This is a genomic window from Bradyrhizobium sp. S69 (assembly GCF_009766005.1).
GTDB lineage: Bacteria > Pseudomonadota > Alphaproteobacteria > Rhizobiales > Xanthobacteraceae > Bradyrhizobium.
The window spans coordinates 71,354-87,105 of the sequence record NZ_LMUK01000010.1 but is presented as its reverse complement, the minus strand read 5'-3'; the positions used below and the strand labels follow the sequence as shown (position 1 = coordinate 87,105).

The window sequence follows — 15,752 nt, the reverse complement described above, 5'->3', positions numbered from 1 at the left end:
CTGCTGGGCGGATAAGACGGCGGATCGGCGGACTTGGAATCGATGAAAATTGCAATCGATGAAAAAGGGCATTTATCCGGATGCGAATTCTCTGCACCAATGACGACGGCATTCATGCCCCCGGCCTGCAGGTCGTCGAGCAGATCGCCCGGGCGCTGTCCGACGACGTCTGGGTGGTGGCGCCGGAACTCGACCAGTCCGGCGTCTCGCATTCGCTGTCGCTGAATGATCCCTTGCGGCTGCGCGAGGTGGGCCCGCAGCGTTTCGCAGTCAGGGGCACGCCGACCGATTGCGTGATCATGGGCGCGCGTCACATCCTCGGCGAGACCAAGCCCGATCTGGTGCTGTCGGGCGTCAACAAGGGCCGTAACGTCGCCGAAGACGTGGTCTATTCCGGCACCATCGCCGGCGCCCTGGAGGGCACCATCCTGGGCTTGCCGTCGTTTGCGCTGAGCCAGGAATTCAGCGTGGAAACCCGCCACGCGCCGCTATGGGAAACCGCGCTGAAATTCGGCCCGCAGATCCTGCGCAAGGTGATCGATGCTGGGGTGCCCAAGAACACCGTGATCAATGTCAACTTTCCCGCCTGTGCGCCCGATCAAGTTTTGGGCGTGCGCGTGACGCGGCAGGGCAAGCGTAATTTTGGTTTCCTGAAAGTCGACGAGCGCCGCGACGGCCGCGGCAATCCGTATTTCTGGATCGGCTTCGAGCGGCTGGCGCAAACTGAAGCGCCCGCCGAGGGCACCGACCTCGCAGCCCTGGCCGCGCGCTATGTCTCGGTGACGCCATTGCGGCTCGATCGCACCGATGAGGCGTTTTCGGAAGCGCTGGCTTCGACGTTGAAATAGCGGGACGACGCGCGGCTACGCTGCCGGGCTCTTCAGCGCGGCGTCGATCATCCGCGCCAGGGTTTCGAGCTGGAAGGGCTTTTGCAGCGCGGGGCGGTCGCGAAATTCTTCCGGCAAGCCGGATGAGCCATAGCCGGTGGCGAAGATGAAGGGGCGGTTGCGTGCGCTGATCAGTTCGGCCACCGGGGAAATCACCTTGCCGTTGACGTTGACGTCGAGGATGGCGATGTCGAAATCGGCGGTCTGCGCCAGCTTCATGGCCTCGCCGATCTCGCCGGCCTCGGCGACGACGCGGTAGCCCAATTCCTCGAGCATGTCGGCGACCATCATCCTGATCATGACCTCGTCCTCGACGAGGAACACAGAACCGCCCAGCGGCTGCGTCGCGGTCATAATGGTATCCTAGCCTGTCCCATAGCCGAAGGTTGGCAAATAACGCCGATTTGCGCAACGTCAACGTGAGGGAATACGCCCCAAGACCGTGTGATAGCAAGTGATGGCCGGCTCCGAGCCGGTTATCGCACGCGGTTTTGTTCAATAGGGCCGCACAGGATCGCCCGATCCCACCCATATCAGGTGTCGTGGCCGAGGCGGCAACGCCAATTTGACGAGAGTTATTACTTAATCAGGCAGATCGTATCGTCACGCGGCCGAGTCGCATAAGGCTCTACCGGACGCCTGTGTTCGAGCGATCCTTGTTTTCGAGCGGTCCTTGCTTTCGAGAGTGCCATGCCCGCAGCGCAAAAGCCGCCGGAAAAGATGATGTTTCAGCTCAACCTGCGCCGACGCGGGATCAGTGAGCAGGCCGTGCTGCGCGCCATGGAGGAAATTCCCCGCGAGATGTTCGTCGAGCCGGCCGATCGCGACAGCGCCTATCGCGACAGCGCGCTCGGCATTGCCTGCGGGCAGACCATCAGCCAGCCGTTCGTCGTCGCCTATATGACCGAGCAATTGCAGGTGCAAAAGGGGCATAACGTGCTGGAGCTCGGCACCGGCTCCGGTTACCAGGCCGCCATCCTGTCGCGGCTGTGCCGGCAGGTGCTGACCATCGAGCGTTACCGGACCTTGGCCGACCGTGCCCGCCGCAGGCTCGAGAAGCTCGGCTGCGACAATGTCGAGGTGTTGCTGGGCGACGGGCTCGAAATATCCGCCATCCCGGGCGGTCAATTCGACCGCATCATCGTAACCGCGGCGATCGAGCAAATCCCCGATGCGCTGCTGGAGCGGTTGCAAACCGGCGGTATCCTGATCGCGCCGGTCGGCCCGCATCGGGGAACCCAAACCCTGATCCGCACCGTCAGGACCGAGGCGGGGTTCGAGCGCCGCAATCTGGTGGAGGTGCGCTTCGTACCTGCGCTGCCGGGGATTGCGCGCGAACTCTAGGAAGTCCGGATCGGCTGTGCCGCCAACATCTTATTCGAAGGGTTAAGCGGTTGTTTACTGGGGAGGTGTTTACTCAAAACAGTATCTAGTTGCGTATGAGTGAGTAACCATGTCCCGTGTTGTCGGATTGCTTTACTCGCGCCGCGTTCCGCAGGTTGCGGCCCTGGCGCTGATGTCGATTGGTTTTGCCGGCTGCAGTGCCGACATGTCGACGCGCTTATCTCAAGACCAGTTTTCCAATCCCTTTGCCTCGCAACCGGAAGCCACGGGCTCGGTGCAGCCGGCCCCGCGCCGCGAGCTTCCGCAATATGCCCGGCCGCAGTCGCAATATCAGTCCGCGGCCCTGCCGCCGCCGATCTCGGCGCCGCAATCCTATCCGTCCGCGCAGTCTTATTCGAGCGCCAGCGCTGGAGTTTCCGGCGGAGGGCGCGGCGTAGGCTCCTATGCTCCGCCGGCGCATCAGCCGCTTGAGACGACCGGCAGCGTCGCGCCGCGCTCGATCGCGGCCACCCACGCTCCGATGCAGGGCGGCACCACGATCATCGTCGGCACCAGCGATACGCTCGAACTGCTGTCGCGCCGCTACAATGTTCCGGCGGCCGCGATCATGCAGGCCAATGGCTATAAGGGGCCGCGCACGCTGTCGCCGGGCCAGCAACTGATCATTCCGCATGCCGCGGCGGTTGCCGCCGCGCCTGCGCTGGCGGCGCCTGCGGTCAAGCCTGTCGCCGTCGCGGCTGCGGCGCCGTCGAGCGTCCATGTCGTCAACCACGGCGACACTCTGCTCAGCATTGCCCGCCGCAACCACATCTCGGTGGCGGAACTGACACGGGCCAATCATCTCGAACCGTCGGCCAGACTGAGCCTCGGCATGAAGCTGGTCGTGCCCGGCGCGAAGACCGCAGCCGCAGTGCCACCGACCGCTGCACCGGTGGCTGTCGTCGCCGCTCAGCCCCTTGCGGCACCGGCGGCGCCGATGACCAAACTGGCCGCCGTCGATACCCCGCAAAAGGCGCGGTTGGCGCAGGCCGCGCCGAACGCGGAAGAGCCCGCGGTTGCATCGCCGGTAAAAGCCGCGGAAGCGACCGGTGCACTGCCCACGTTCCGCTGGCCGGTGCGCGGCAAGGTGATCACCGCCTACGGCGCCAAGGCCAACGGCAAGGCCAATGACGGTATTAATCTGGCGGTGCCGGAGGGCACGCCGATCAAGGCAGCCGACGACGGCGTCGTCGCCTATTCGGGAAATGAGCTCAAGGGTTACGGCAATCTGGTCCTGGTCCGGCACGCCAATGGTTACGTCACCGCCTATGCCCATGCCAGCGAACTGATGGTCAAGCGCGGCGACACCATCAAGCGCGGCCAGGTCATAGCCAAATCGGGTCAGTCGGGCGAGGTGCAATCTCCGCAGCTGCACTTCGAGATCCGCAAGGGATCGTCACCGGTGGACCCGCTGCAATTCCTCAACGGGGCGTGAGGGCTTGTCATTGCCGGGCTTGACCCGGCAATCCATCGCAAGCAAGAGCCTTTGCGAAGAGGATGGATACGCGGGTCAAGCCCGCGTATGACGACCTACACGGTCGTTACTTCGCGCTTATCCGCACGCCGAGCCGTCCCGCCAATTCCTGCGTGAACTGCCAGGCGACGCGGCCGGAGCGTGAGCCGCGGGTGGTCGACCATTCCAGCGCTTCGCGTTCGAGTTCGTCTTCCGCGAGCTTGATGCCGAAATGGCTGCAATAGCCCTTCACCATGGCAAGATACTCATCCTGGCTGCAGCGATGGAAGCCGAGCCACAGGCCGAAGCGGTCGGACAGCGACACTTTTTCCTCGACCGCTTCGCCGGGATTGATCGCGGTGGAGCGCTCGTTTTCGATCATCTCGCGCGCCAGCAGATGCCGGCGGTTGGAGGTGGCGTAGAGGATCACATTGTCCGGCCGTCCTTCGATGCCGCCGTCCAGTACCGCCTTCAGCGACTTGTAGGAGGCGTCATTGCCGTCGAACGACAAATCGTCGCAGAACACGATGAAACGGAAACTGGAGCTGCGCAACAGCTCCATCAGTTGCGGCAGGCTTTCGATATCCTCGCGATGAATCTCGATCAGCTTCAAACGGTCCACCGGCTTGCGGTTGACATTGATGCTGGCATGCGCGGCCTTCACCAGCGATGACTTGCCCATGCCGCGCGCGCCCCAGAGCAGCGCGTTGTTGGCGGGCAGGCCATCGGAAAAGCGCTCGGTATTCTCGATCAGGATATCGCGCATCCGCTCGATGCCCTTGAGCAGGCCGATCTCGACGCGGCTGACGCGCGGCACCGGCGAAAGCCGTCCGTCGGGGTGCCAGACAAAGGCATCAGCGCCGTCGAACGGGTCGGCGGTCTCGGGCGCCGGCGTGCCGGCCGACAAATGGGCCACGATGGCCTCGAGCGCGGTTGCGATCCGCTCGTCGGTGCCGGGCCTTTGAGGTGATGCGGGGCGTTTTGCCGCTCTCGCGGCGGGCTTGCGTGCGGCAGCCTTTGCTGCGGTCTTGGAGGTGGCACGAGGGGGTGTTTTTCGGGCTTTTTTTGACATTTTTGGGGTTCCTGATGCCGCACCCATATCGAGCCTTTGGGAAGGCCGCAAGCGCCTCAAAGGAAGGGCAAATGAGCGGTCTGGCAGCGTTGCAATTGGGACCGCGGCCGCTATAGTCCCGCCGAATTTACCCGAACCGGCCCGACGCCGATGCGTCGCCGGTCTATTTCCGTTTTCACGAGGATCGTTCGAATGCTGATTACTCCTGCGTTTGCCCAGGCCGCGGGTGGTGGCGATACCAACAGCATGTTGATGTCGCTGCTGCCGTTCGCGCTGATCTTTGTGATCATGTATTTCCTGATTCTGCGGCCGCAGCAGAAGAAGGTGAAGGACCACGCCGAACTGGTGAAGAACATCCGCCGCGGCGACACCGTGGTGACCACCGGCGGTCTGGTCGGCAAGGTGACAAAAGTGGTCGATGACGACCAGATCGAATTCGAGATCTCCGACGGGGTCCGCGTTCGGCAAATGCGGCAGATGATTTCGGGCGTGCGGGCCAAGGGTGAACCAGCCAAGGAAAAGGCTGACACGGCCAAGGAAGATTCCTCGGCGAGTTAGCGCGTTTCTCAAGGCAACAGCGCACGTTCAAAAATCTGCCGGAATTCTGACGGGTCAATTCGATGTTGTATTTCACGCGGTGGAAGGCGCTGGGGATTATCCTGATCGCGCTGGTGGTGTGCCTTTGCGCGGTTCCGAATTTCTTTCCCGAAGCCAGGGTGAAGACCTGGCCTGCCTGGGCGCAGCGGCGTCTGGTGCTGGGGCTCGATCTGCAGGGCGGCTCTTATCTGCTGCTTGAAGTCGATTCCAACTACGTGAAGAAAGAGAAGCTCGATCAGGTTCGCGACGACGTCCGTCGTACCCTGCGCGAGACCAAGATCGGCTATACTGGTCTGGCGACCAAGGGCGATAGCGTCGAGGTCCGCGTCACCAAGGACACCGATCAGGCAACAGCGCTGAGCAAGTTGCGCGAGCTGTCGCAGCCGCTGGGCGGGTTGCTCGGCTCCAGCGGCCAGCGCAGCCTTGAAGTCAGTGACGCCGGCGGTGGCGTCATACGCCTGACCGTGCCGCAAGCCGCGGTCACCGAGCGGATCAGGCAGGCGATCGAGCAATCGATTCAGATCGTCGAGCGCCGCGTCAACGAACTAGGCACCGTCGAACCGCTGATCCAGCGTCAGGGCACCGATCGCATCCTGGTGCAGGTGCCCGGTTTGCAGGATCCGACCCGGCTGAAGAAGCTGATCGGCGAAACGGCCAAGATGGATTTCCGCATGGTCGACAGCACCGTTTCGCCGGAGCAGGCGACCGCGGGCCAGCTGCCGCCTGATTCGGAAATCCTGCCAAGCACCGAGCCTGGGCATCCGCCCTATGTCATCAAGAAGCAGGTGGTTGTCTCCGGCGGCGACCTGATCGATTCGCAACCGGGCTTCGACCAGCGCTCCAACGAGCCGATCGTCAGCTTCCGCTTCAACACCTCGGGCTCGCGGAAATTCGCCCAAGCCACCTCGGAAAACGTCGGCCAGCCCTTCGCCATCGTGCTGGATAGCAAGGTGATCTCGGCACCGGTGATCCGCGAGCCGATCACCGCCGGCTCCGGCCAGATTTCCGGCAGTTTCACCGTGCAGGCGGCCAATGATCTGGCGATCCTGCTGCGGGCCGGCGCGCTGCCGGCGCCGCTGACCATCATCGAGGAACGCACCGTCGGGCCGGGGCTCGGCCAGGACTCGATCGACAAGGGCGAACTGGCGGCCTATGTCGGCTCGATCTTGGTCATAGTGTTCATGCTGCTGACCTACCGGCTGTTCGGCGTGTTCGCCAACATCGCGGTCGCGATCAACGTGGCGATGATCTTCGGGGTGCTGTCGCTCCTGAATGCGACGCTGACCTTGCCCGGCATCGCCGGCATCGTGCTCACCGTCGGCATCGCCGTGGACTCCAACGTGCTGATCTACGAGCGCATCCGCGAGGAATTGAGGGGCGGGCGCACCGCGATCTCGGCGATCGACGCCGGCTTCAAGCGGGCGCTGTCGACGATTCTCGATTCCAACATCACCACCTTCATCGCCGCTGCGGTGCTGTTCTATATCGGCACCGGCCCGGTGCGCGGCTTTGCCGTGACGCTCGGCATCGGCATCATCACCACGGTCTTTACCGCGTTTACACTGACCCGGCTGATCGTTGCGACCTGGGTGCGGTGGAAGCGGCCGCAGAGCGTGCCAATTTGACAAGGCGGATCCGGTCGTGACTCATTTAGTTCTTCTGGGGCTGGGCGCCCTCATTGTCGTGCTGACGGTCGTCAGCTGCTTCGGCTGGCTGCCGTCGTTGCGGATCGTCCCCGACGTTACGCATTTCGATTTCACGCGTTTCCGCCGCATCAGCTTCCCGATTTCGGCCGTGCTGTCGATTATCGCGATCACGCTGTTCTTCACCCACGGGCTGAACTTCGGCATCGATTTCAAGGGCGGCACGCTGTTGGAAGTGCGGGCCAAGTCGGGCACTGCCGATCTCGCTGCGATGCGGGCGACGCTCGGCGGCCTCGGGCTCGGCGATATCCAGTTGCAGCAGTTTGGCGGTCCTGAGGAGGTGCTGATCCGGGTGGCTGAACAGCCCGGCGGCGACGCCGCGCAGCAGGAGGCGGTGCAGAAGGTTCGCGGCGCGCTCGGGGATGCCGTCGACTACCGCCGCGTCGAAGTGGTGGGACCACGGGTTTCCGGCGAATTGCTGGCCTACGGCATGCTCGGCCTGATGCTTGCGATCTTCGCTATCCTGATCTATCTCTGGTTCCGGTTCGAATGGCAGTTCGCCCTGGGCGCCATGATCGCCAACGTCCACGACATCGTGCTGACCATCGGTTTCATGTCGATCTCGCAGGTCGATTTCGATCTCACCAGCATCGCGGCGTTGTTGACGATTCTCGGCTACTCCCTGAACGACACGGTCGTGATCTATGATCGGATCCGGGAAATGCTGCGGCGTTACAAGAAAATGCCGATGCCGGAACTGCTCAATGAATCGATCAATTCGACGCTGTCGCGCTCCATCATCACCCACGTCACGGTGACGCTGGCGCTGTTCGCGCTGCTATTGTTCGGCGGCAACGCCATCCACAGCTTCACCGCCGTGATGATGTTCGGCGTGGTGCTGGTCGGTACCTACACCTCGATCTTCATCGCCGCACCGATCCTGATCTATCTCGGCGTTGGCGATCATCGGGCCGAAGCGCCGGACGAGCCTGCGAAGAAAAAATAATGTCTGAGCATGATCCCGAAAAGTGGGAACCGGTTTTCGGATAAGATCATGATCAAAACGAAAGACGATCGTTCGGACGCCCCGCATCTCCCGAGATCGGCGCCGATCGAGGCCTACGGCAAGGGCGGATTTGCCTTCGATGATATGTCGCATCGCGGCTCGCTGCTGTGCATGCCGGATGCGATGTGGGCCTGGCCGGTCACCCGGCCCGAACAGATCGACCGCATTTCGCTGCAGCGGGTCTTCGCGGCCGCCAACAGCATCGATACGCTGATTGTCGGCACCGGCACCGATGTCTGGGTGCCGCCGCGGGAGCTGCGCGAGGCGCTGCGGGCGGTCAGCGTGGTGCTGGATGCGATGCAGACCGGCCCGGCCATCCGCACCTATAACATCATGATGGGCGAGCGGCGGCGGGTCGCCGCGGCGCTGATCGCGGTGCCATGAGCGAGGCTGCTGCCGACAAGGATGCCGCCGGCTTCTGTGCCGAGTTGGTTCGTAGCCACGATTTCACGCGCTATGCAGCCACGCTGTTCGTGCCATCAGTGCAGCGCCGCGCGCTGCTGGCGGTCTACGCCTTCAACGTCGAGATTTCCCGGGTGCGCCTCCAGGTCAGCCAGGCCTTGCCGGGTGAAATGCGCCTGCAATGGTGGACCGACATGCTCGCAGGCGCCGGCCATGGCGGGGTCGAGGGCAATCCGGTCGCGGCGGAATTGTTGCTGGCGATCCGCAACGCGCGGCTGCCGGTCGACCGGTTGTCGCGCCTGATCGAAGAGCATGAGTTCGACCTCTATAACGACCCGATGCCGACCATGGCGGCGCTGGAAGGTTATGTCGGCGACACTGCGTCGGTGCTGTTTTCGCTCGCCGCCCGGATCGCCGGCTGGCACTCTGATGCCATCGAGCATCTCGCGCGCCATGCCGGGCTTGCACAGGGTTTCGCGCAGGTGCTGGCGTCGCTGCCGCTCGACACATCGCGCCGGCAATTGTTTGTGCCGCAGCAAGTGTTGCAAGCGCACGGCATCGGGATGGAAGAAGTATTCGCCGGCAAGCAGACGCCGAAATTGCGGGCTGCGCTCGATCAATTGGCCAGCGAAGCGCGTGAGCATCTCAAGACGGCGTTGGCGTTGCTTTCGAGTGTGCCGCCGGACGTGAGGCCGCTGTTCCTGCCACTGGCGGTGGTTCGCCGCGACCTCGATCGCATGTCGCAGACGGACTATGATTTCTTTGCACCACAGCCCGCGTCGCGGCTGCGGACACTCTGGACGCTGTGGCGGGCGTCGCGGTCGCGGCAGTTTCGACTCTAGAGCGTTTTCGAGCCAACGGGTCGCGCGAATGCGCGCCCGATGACAGGCGCCGTGGCCACCGGTTCGCGTGAAGAAAACGCGTCAAAACAAGAAACTACTAGCGCCGCTTCGTCGCAATGAAATTACCGATGGCTCCCGCGGCCATCAGCGCGCTGGTGCCCAAGAACACGGCGCGCATGCCGATGTGTCCGCCAACAAAACCTCCGGCCAACGGCCCGATCACCTGACCGGCATATTGCGCCGACACCGAGTAGCCCAGGATGCCGCCGGCGATGGTTTCGGGCACGTTATGTCGGATGACGGCGGCGATGCACGGCAGCAGTCCGCCGAGCGCGAGGCCCATCAGGAAGCGCAGCAGGATGAGTTGCCACCCACTGTCGACGAAAGCCTGCGGGATCAGCAAGAGCGCTGACACCGCCAGACTTGCGGTGATGACAGTCCAGTGGCCGATTCGGTCCGCCAGTCTGCCGAGCTGGGAGGACGACAGGATGCTTCCCAGCGCCGCCGCCGACATCACGACGCCAGCGACGAACGTCACCCGCGGCGGTTCGACAAGTTGCGCGACATACACGGTGATGATCGGCTCGATCGACATCTGCGCGACCATCAGGAGAAGGCCGGTCACCAGCATGGCGACGATCGGAAGCTTGTCCGTGATCAGCGACCAGCCGCCGCCCGGCTTGCGGGCGCGGGCCTGGGCCGGCCGCGCCTCTTCGCGGATGAAGAAGGTGGTGCCGAGAAAGGTGACGAAGATGACGGCGCCCGCCAGAAAGAAAGTCGAGCGGATGCCGATCAGCGGCGGCAGCACGCCACCAACCAACGGGCCGACCAGATTGCCCGCCATGATGCCGGCGGAAAGAACGCCCAGCGCCCAGCCGGAACGGGCTTTCGGAGTTTGCGCTGCGACCAGCACCATCGAGCCCGAGGCATAGCCGCCGAGCAGGCCGGCCAGCAGCCTCAGCGCCACCAGTTGCCAGACGCTATGGGCCATGCCGATCAGCGACATCGCCACCGCCATCCCGAGGCTTGCCCGGATCAACATGAGCTTGCGGCCGTAGCGATCCGCCAGCCGTCCCCAGAGAGGGGCGGTCAGCGCCGCGGTGAAGAAGGTCGCGCCATAGGCGATGCCCGACCACTGAACGATGGCGGCGTGGTCGGTCGCGCCGAGCTGCTCGACATAGATCGGCAGGAACGGCAGCAGCAACGTCATCGCCATGATCGTGGTGAAGGAGCCGAACACGCAAACGATCAGATTTCGTTTCCACGGACCGGCGTCGATGATCGCCTCGCGATCTCCAGTCATATCCATCGTCAGCGCTTTCCAATGACGGCGAAGCCGCGCGCGCGCAGGCCGCGGCGATCCTCGTTCAGCGAGCCGAGCAGGCGATCGCGGGTGTCCCTGATATGTTCAGCCGCCTCGCGCGTGGCCGCCTCGGGCTCATTGCGTCGGATGAAGCCGAGAATGCGCCGATGCTCGGCCCAGGCCTGCTCACGCGACGGTTCGGTCCAGACCTCCAGCCAGCGGGCGCGCGACAGCCGGGTCATCACGCCCGCGATGGCCTTGACCAGAAAGGGGTTGCCGGAAAGCCGCGCGATCTCGACGTGGAAGTCGGTGCCGACCCGGTGCCATTCTTCCCGGGGGACGCCGGGCTGGCAGGCATCCAGCATCTCCTCGATCGCGGCGAGATCGGCTTCGGTGGCCCGCGCGCAGCCAAGGCGGACGGCGGTGGTTTCCAGAGGTTCGCGGAACTCGGCCAGTGCTTCCAGTTCACTAAGGTCGATCGGCGCCACCATCCAGTTGCGACCGTCGCGCCGCACCAGGTCTTCGCTCTCCAGTCGCGCCAGCGCCGCCCGGATTGGCGTGCGGGACCCCTCAAAGCGGCCCTCCAGCCAGCGCTCCGTCAGCCGTTCGCCCGGCGTCAGATCGAGCGAAAGGATCATCTCGCGCAGCTGGCTGTGAATCTGGAACATCTGCGACATCGGACGCCTCGAAGTATCAGGAGGTTGGTACCGAGTCACATATACCAGTCTGGTATCCCATGAATGGCATTTTTGGGATACCAAGCGCATGGCAGCGGGCCGCACTGTGCATAGAGGCGTGATTAGCGCGCAATGAGGGATTTTCGGGGCAATTGGCTGGGAGCGGCCGGTGAGTTCCACCGCGTGCGGGACAAGAACGTCTTAGGACGGCAGGGTGTGATCGACCGCCTCGAAATTGAAACGGTCCCGCAGATTCTTCCGCGACTCCAGGATGCTCTTGAGGAACGCGCGATCCGTGTCGCTCGCCATCATCGGCTCGATCAAATCGAGCTGGTTCATCGCCACGAGTTGCAGGATCTCGGTGCGCGGCTTGCCGTCGCGGTCGCGAGGCAGGGCTTGTACCACCTGGATATGCTCCGGCGGTTTTGGTCCTTTGGCCGCGCTCAATTCGCTGCGCAATTGCGCTTCCAACGCCGTCCGATCGGCCTCGACGAAGGCGTAGAGCCCGACGCCGGTACGCCGGTCGGCGAACGCCACGATGGCGGTGTCGCGAACGTCCGGATTTCGCCTGATGAGATCGACCAGTACCGGCGCATCGTTGACCAGCCGCCGGCCGCCGCCCTCGCGGTCGGTGAAATTGAACAGGCCGCGGGTGATGGCGCGATAGACCTTCTTGCCGGTCATCAGCCAGAGCCGCGCCACGAACGATTTGCGCGTGAGAATCTTGCGTTCTTTGGGCGTCAGCGCTTCCGGCGCGTAACTGCGTTTGTGCTTCAGGAGGTGCCTGAGGTCTTCATAGGCCGCGATACGAAACAACTTGCTTCGCGTCTTGAAGCAGGCCGCGAGCTGGAAATCGGTGACGTAGGCCTGTCCGTCAACGCCGCGCAGCCAGTTCTGCTCCTTGGCAAGATCGTTGTGGCAGATGCCGGCGCGGTGCAGCTTGCGCAACGCAAGCTTGGCCGAGCGGAAATAGGCGACATCGCCGGTCGGTTTTGCGAGGTGCAGCGCGACGCCATTGATAAAGCCGCGCACCAGCGCGCGCCGGCCGCCCCATAGCAGTTCCGGCCCGACGTGGAGGTCGCGCGCCAGCGTCAGCGCGCGGCGTTCGCGGGCGAACAAATGGCGCGCCGGAATGGCGGACCACCAGGGAACCTGATCGAGCCGGCGCAGCACCGCGTCGACTTCGCCATGATCGCCGCGAAAGCGGCCGCGCTCGACGGTCGAAAACACGTCGCGCTTGAGCAGGACGCCTTCGTTCCATCGCGCCGACAAAACGGCGGCATCGTCTTTGGGCAGGCTCATGGAAGTCTCACGCCGCGGCCGCAACGCGCAAATTGTCGGCGATCCACCGATCGATATCGACCAGCGCGCGGGCGCTGATCGCCTGCTTCTTCGCCACCGTCTTTTCGTTGCCGCGCAGCCGCGTGCCATCAGGCTTTTTGGTGGGCGGCGTGGCCAGCGGCGGAAACAGCCCGAAATTGATGTTCATCGGCTGGAACGAGCGCGGACCGGCGTCGATGGTTTCGATATGGCCGCCGGTGATGTGGCCAAGCAGCGACCCCAGCGCCGTCGTCGGCGGCGGTGGCGGCAGTGCCGTCGCGCGCGCGTCGGCCGCGGCATAGAGCCCGGCCATCAGGCCGATGCTGGCGGACTCCACATAGCCTTCGCATCCGGTCATCTGTCCAGCGAAGCGCAGCCGCGGATCGGCCCGGAGCCGCAACTGCGTGTCCAGCAGTTTTGGTGAATTCAGGAAGGTGTTGCGATGCAGGCCGCCAAGCCGGGCGAATTCGGCGTTTTCAAGCCCGGGAATGCCGCGGAAAACGCGCTGCTGGTCGCCGTGCTTCAGTTTGGTTTGGAAACCGACGATATTGTAGAGCGTGCCGAGCTTGTTGTCCTGGCGCAGCTGCACGATGGCGTAGGCTTTCACGGTCGGGTCGCGCGGGTTGGTCAGTCCGACCGGCTTCATCGGCCCGTGACGTAAGGTCTCGGGGCCGCGCTCGGCCATCACCTCGATCGGCAGGCAGCCATCGAAATAAGGCGTGTTGGTTTCCCACTCCTTGAAGTCGGTCTTTTCGCCCGACACGAGCGCCGCGACGAAGCCGTCATATTGCTCCTTGGTCATCGGGCAATTGATGTAATCGGCGCCGGTGCCGCCGGGACCGACCTTGTCGTAGCGCGACTGAAACCACGCCACCGACATGTCGATGGAATCCTTGTGCACGATCGGGGCGATCGCATCGAAGAAGGCCAGTGCGTTTTCATCGGTGAGTTCGCGAATCGCGTCCGCCAACGGCGCCGAGGTGAGGGGACCGGTCGCGACGATGACGTTGCCCCAATCGGCCGGCGGCAGGCCGGCGATTTCGGCCCGGCGGAGTTCGATCAAGGGATGGTCCTGCAATGCCTTGGTGACGGCAGCGGAAAATCCGTCGCGGTCGACCGCCAGCGCACCACCGGCGGGAACCTGGTTGGCATCGGCGGACCGCATGATCAGCGATCCCAGCCGGCGCATTTCCGCGTGCAGCAAGCCGACCGCATTATTGGCGGCGTCGTCGGAGCGAAAAGAATTGGAGCAGACGAGTTCGGCCAGCCCCTCGGTGCGATGGGCCTCGGTCATCCGTTGCGGGCGCATCTCGTGCAGAACGACCGGGACGCCGGCTTGGGCGACCTGCCAGGCGGCTTCCGAGCCGGCGAGGCCCGCGCCGACGATGTGCACGGGTTCGGAGGGTGATTTCATGCCAGTCATCGCGCAGGGTTAGCGCTTTTTCTGCCGCAGTGGAATGCACTGATGAGCAGACACGACAACGCCCGCGGGAACGCGGGCGTTATCCGTTCGTCAGTCAGCTTGACGGCGTATCAGCCGTTATAGGTACCGGCTGCCACGCGCGGAATATCCGAGCGATCCAAGCCAATATCGGCCAGTTCGCGATCGCTAAGCTGGGCCAGTTCGCTGACATTGCGCTGATAGTCCCGGAACGCCTGGATCATGCGGATGAGCGAGAGCAACATGGTAATTCTCCTTCGTAGTTCCGATTCAGCCTTTGAAGGAAGACCTCATCGTTGAAATGAATATAGAACGGAATATCGCAGTGCAACAGTTCCAATGGTGCGATGCAGCTAAGCCAAAAACGCATGGCAAAAGTAACAACTGATTAACCAGCCGGCATGGCTGCACAAAGCACAGCCCCGACTCCAGGATTTGCGTCCTGGCATCGACAAAAAGCCTGCAAAACAGCCAAATTGCCGCAATGGCGACATACGTCCTACTGAAACCCTAGGTGGCTATTTTTCGGTTTCGTTCAAGAGGGTTGACCCGCAGGCCTGGCCTCGAAACCGATTGGACGAGATGATTCGCCGGAGCGCTCATGCGTCAATCGCATGCGACAAAGAGATGAATTTCCAATCTCTTCTTTGAGTCTTGATCGCTATCGAGGGCCAAAGCTGCTTGATACGCCGGCCCACTCAGCCTTCAGCGGGCGCATCCGTGCCGTCAGGCGTTATCGGTCGGTCGGATTTGCTGGATTTATGGAGCGTGGGAAAGCTGAGTCGCGAAATAGCCAATGGTTTTCGCGTAGACCTCGCTCTTGTTCCATTGCTGGATCACAGCGAAGTTGGGGCTGCCGGGATCCCAGCCCTTGCCGCGCTGCCAGCCATAAGAGGCAAGGTAGTTCGCCGTCGAGGCCAATACGTCAGGTGCGCTGTGCAAGAGATCGCGGCGGCCGTTGCCGTCGAAGTCGACGGCATATTTGAGGTACGACGACGGCATGAACTGGGTCTGGCCGATTTCGCCCGCCCAAGCGCCGTGCAGGTCCGCCGCCGCGACGTCGCCGCGATCGATGATGCGCAGCGCGTCCAACAGCTGCGCACGGAATTCATCCGAACGCCGGCAATCATAAGCCAGCGTTGCCAGCGAGCGTATCGTCGGAAATTTTCCGATATTGACGCCGAAATCGGTTTCCAGCCCCCAGATCGCCACCACGATCTCACCCGGCACGCCGTAGGTCTCTTCAATGCGGCCAAGCACCGATCCATAGCGCTTGAGCATGTCGCTGCCGCGCGTCAGGCGCGGCGGGACCATGCGGCCGGAAAACTGCTCGAACGTCTGATTGAACACGGCCTGCGAATGATCCCGGGAGATCACCGCTTTATCCAGCGTCACGCCGTTCAGGCCGGAGGTGATGGCCGATTGGGAAATTCCCTTGGCGGCGGCATCGGTCTTCAAGTCAGCCAGCCACGTGTCAAAATTGCCGGTGTCGCAGGACGCTGCGGCAGCCGCCGGTACGTTGGATGCCGCCAGCGCAGCACTGACGGCCAAAGCAGCAAGGAGGAAGCGGGGGAGCAGCGGAGTGCGCACCAAGATCGATTCTCTGTTGAAGGACAATTGATTGAATAGCACGAAATGTCCGGCGTAACAGAGGCCAAAACATGGC

The 15,752-nt window shown here is 63.3% G+C and carries 16 protein-coding genes; 8 read left to right on the top strand and 8 right to left on the bottom strand.

The window, feature by feature from the left end:
* Positions 1 to 80: 80 nt before the first annotated feature.
* Positions 81 to 848, top strand: coding sequence for a 5'/3'-nucleotidase SurE (gene surE, locus GSQ88_RS03640; protein WP_159006022.1), 768 nt, complete (start codon positions 81 to 83; stop codon positions 846 to 848).
* 15 nt (positions 849 to 863) lie between these two features.
* Here the strand turns inward: surE and GSQ88_RS03635 are convergent, their stop codons facing one another.
* Positions 864 to 1,241, bottom strand: a complete 378-nt coding sequence (locus GSQ88_RS03635) for a response regulator (RefSeq protein ID WP_159006021.1) — start codon at positions 1,239 to 1,241, stop codon at positions 864 to 866.
* 336 nt (positions 1,242 to 1,577) lie between these two features.
* Between GSQ88_RS03635 and GSQ88_RS03630 the strand changes: the two genes are divergently transcribed.
* Together GSQ88_RS03630 and GSQ88_RS03625 are read left to right on the top strand one after the other, a co-directional pair.
* Positions 1,578 to 2,231 carry a protein-L-isoaspartate(D-aspartate) O-methyltransferase gene (locus GSQ88_RS03630; RefSeq protein ID WP_159006020.1) on the top strand — a complete coding sequence of 218 codons (654 nt, stop codon included), beginning with the start codon at positions 1,578 to 1,580 and terminating at the stop codon, positions 2,229 to 2,231.
* Between the two features lie 109 nt (positions 2,232 to 2,340).
* Positions 2,341 to 3,705, top strand: a complete 1,365-nt coding sequence (locus GSQ88_RS03625; protein ID WP_159006019.1) for a LysM peptidoglycan-binding domain-containing M23 family metallopeptidase — start codon at positions 2,341 to 2,343, stop codon at positions 3,703 to 3,705.
* Between the two features lie 106 nt (positions 3,706 to 3,811).
* On the opposite strand, the gene GSQ88_RS03620 is transcribed toward GSQ88_RS03625, so the two are convergent.
* A complete protein-coding gene (locus GSQ88_RS03620; RefSeq protein WP_159006018.1) occupies positions 3,812 to 4,795 on the bottom strand; it encodes an ATP-binding protein in 984 nt (327 codons plus the stop codon).
* A gap of 192 nt (positions 4,796 to 4,987) precedes the next feature.
* Between GSQ88_RS03620 and yajC the strand changes: the two genes are divergently transcribed.
* The 5 genes from yajC (at position 4,988) to GSQ88_RS03595 (ending at position 9,345) form a co-directional block, all read left to right on the top strand.
* Positions 4,988 to 5,353, top strand: a complete 366-nt coding sequence (gene yajC, locus GSQ88_RS03615) for a preprotein translocase subunit YajC (protein WP_159006017.1) — start codon at positions 4,988 to 4,990, stop codon at positions 5,351 to 5,353.
* Positions 5,354 to 5,415: 62 nt separating this feature from the next.
* A complete protein-coding gene (gene secD / locus GSQ88_RS03610; RefSeq protein ID WP_159006016.1) occupies positions 5,416 to 7,017 on the top strand; it encodes a protein translocase subunit SecD in 1,602 nt (533 codons plus the stop codon).
* Positions 7,018 to 7,033: 16 nt separating this feature from the next.
* Entirely contained in the window at positions 7,034 to 8,041 is a 1,008-nt protein-coding gene (gene secF, locus GSQ88_RS03605) for a protein translocase subunit SecF (RefSeq protein WP_159006015.1), read from the top strand.
* A 48-nt stretch (positions 8,042 to 8,089) separates the two neighbouring features.
* Positions 8,090 to 8,485: an Mth938-like domain-containing protein gene (locus GSQ88_RS03600; protein WP_159006014.1), complete on the top strand. Its 396-nt coding sequence runs from the start codon at positions 8,090 to 8,092 to the stop codon at positions 8,483 to 8,485.
* A complete protein-coding gene (locus tag GSQ88_RS03595; protein ID WP_159006013.1) occupies positions 8,482 to 9,345 on the top strand; it encodes a phytoene/squalene synthase family protein in 864 nt (287 codons plus the stop codon). The genes GSQ88_RS03600 and GSQ88_RS03595 overlap by 4 nt, the downstream gene beginning before the upstream one ends.
* 97 nt (positions 9,346 to 9,442) lie before the next feature.
* Here the strand turns inward: GSQ88_RS03595 and GSQ88_RS03590 are convergent, their stop codons facing one another.
* The 6 genes from GSQ88_RS03590 to GSQ88_RS03565 all read right to left on the bottom strand — a co-directional run bounded on the left by GSQ88_RS03590 (position 9,443) and on the right by GSQ88_RS03565 (position 15,676).
* Positions 9,443 to 10,654, bottom strand: a complete 1,212-nt coding sequence (locus GSQ88_RS03590; RefSeq protein ID WP_159006012.1) for an MFS transporter — start codon at positions 10,652 to 10,654, stop codon at positions 9,443 to 9,445.
* 2 nt (positions 10,655 to 10,656) lie between these two features.
* Entirely contained in the window at positions 10,657 to 11,325 is a 669-nt protein-coding gene (locus tag GSQ88_RS03585; protein WP_159006011.1) for a GntR family transcriptional regulator, read from the bottom strand.
* Positions 11,326 to 11,526: 201 nt separating this feature from the next.
* Positions 11,527 to 12,627, bottom strand: a complete 1,101-nt coding sequence (locus tag GSQ88_RS03580; protein ID WP_159006010.1) for an AMP-binding enzyme — start codon at positions 12,625 to 12,627, stop codon at positions 11,527 to 11,529.
* A gap of 7 nt (positions 12,628 to 12,634) precedes the next feature.
* Complete coding sequence (gene trmFO, locus GSQ88_RS03575; RefSeq protein WP_159006009.1) at positions 12,635 to 14,068, bottom strand: methylenetetrahydrofolate--tRNA-(uracil(54)-C(5))-methyltransferase (FADH(2)-oxidizing) TrmFO; 1,434 nt, start codon at positions 14,066 to 14,068, stop codon at positions 12,635 to 12,637.
* A gap of 110 nt (positions 14,069 to 14,178) precedes the next feature.
* A complete protein-coding gene (locus tag GSQ88_RS03570) occupies positions 14,179 to 14,331 on the bottom strand; it encodes a DUF1127 domain-containing protein (protein WP_159006008.1) in 153 nt (50 codons plus the stop codon).
* A gap of 514 nt (positions 14,332 to 14,845) precedes the next feature.
* Complete coding sequence (locus tag GSQ88_RS03565; protein ID WP_502706691.1) at positions 14,846 to 15,676, bottom strand: lytic murein transglycosylase; 831 nt, start codon at positions 15,674 to 15,676, stop codon at positions 14,846 to 14,848.
* Positions 15,677 to 15,752 lie beyond the last annotated feature (76 nt).

Excerpts from the sequence above, each read along its gene's own strand:
- GSQ88_RS03570 (WP_159006008.1), bottom strand. The coding sequence starts at position 14,331 with ATGTTGCTCTCGCTCATCCGCATGATCCAGGCGTTCCGGGACTATCAG.
- GSQ88_RS03625 (WP_159006019.1), top strand. The coding sequence starts at position 2,341 with ATGTCCCGTGTTGTCGGATTGCTTTACTCGCGCCGCGTTCCGCAGGTT.
- GSQ88_RS03595 (WP_159006013.1), top strand. The coding sequence starts at position 8,482 with ATGAGCGAGGCTGCTGCCGACAAGGATGCCGCCGGCTTCTGTGCCGAG.
- secD (WP_159006016.1), top strand. The coding sequence starts at position 5,416 with ATGTTGTATTTCACGCGGTGGAAGGCGCTGGGGATTATCCTGATCGCG.
- yajC (WP_159006017.1), top strand. The coding sequence starts at position 4,988 with ATGCTGATTACTCCTGCGTTTGCCCAGGCCGCGGGTGGTGGCGATACC.
- GSQ88_RS03580 (WP_159006010.1), bottom strand. The coding sequence starts at position 12,627 with ATGAGCCTGCCCAAAGACGATGCCGCCGTTTTGTCGGCGCGATGGAAC.
- GSQ88_RS03620 (WP_159006018.1), bottom strand. The coding sequence starts at position 4,795 with ATGTCAAAAAAAGCCCGAAAAACACCCCCTCGTGCCACCTCCAAGACC.
- GSQ88_RS03600 (WP_159006014.1), top strand. The coding sequence starts at position 8,090 with ATGATCAAAACGAAAGACGATCGTTCGGACGCCCCGCATCTCCCGAGA.
- GSQ88_RS03635 (WP_159006021.1), bottom strand. The coding sequence starts at position 1,241 with ATGACCGCGACGCAGCCGCTGGGCGGTTCTGTGTTCCTCGTCGAGGAC.
- trmFO (WP_159006009.1), bottom strand. The coding sequence starts at position 14,068 with ATGACTGGCATGAAATCACCCTCCGAACCCGTGCACATCGTCGGCGCG.
- GSQ88_RS03585 (WP_159006011.1), bottom strand. The coding sequence starts at position 11,325 with ATGTCGCAGATGTTCCAGATTCACAGCCAGCTGCGCGAGATGATCCTT.
- GSQ88_RS03630 (WP_159006020.1), top strand. The coding sequence starts at position 1,578 with ATGCCCGCAGCGCAAAAGCCGCCGGAAAAGATGATGTTTCAGCTCAAC.
- GSQ88_RS03590 (WP_159006012.1), bottom strand. The coding sequence starts at position 10,654 with ATGGATATGACTGGAGATCGCGAGGCGATCATCGACGCCGGTCCGTGG.
- surE (WP_159006022.1), top strand. The coding sequence starts at position 81 with ATGCGAATTCTCTGCACCAATGACGACGGCATTCATGCCCCCGGCCTG.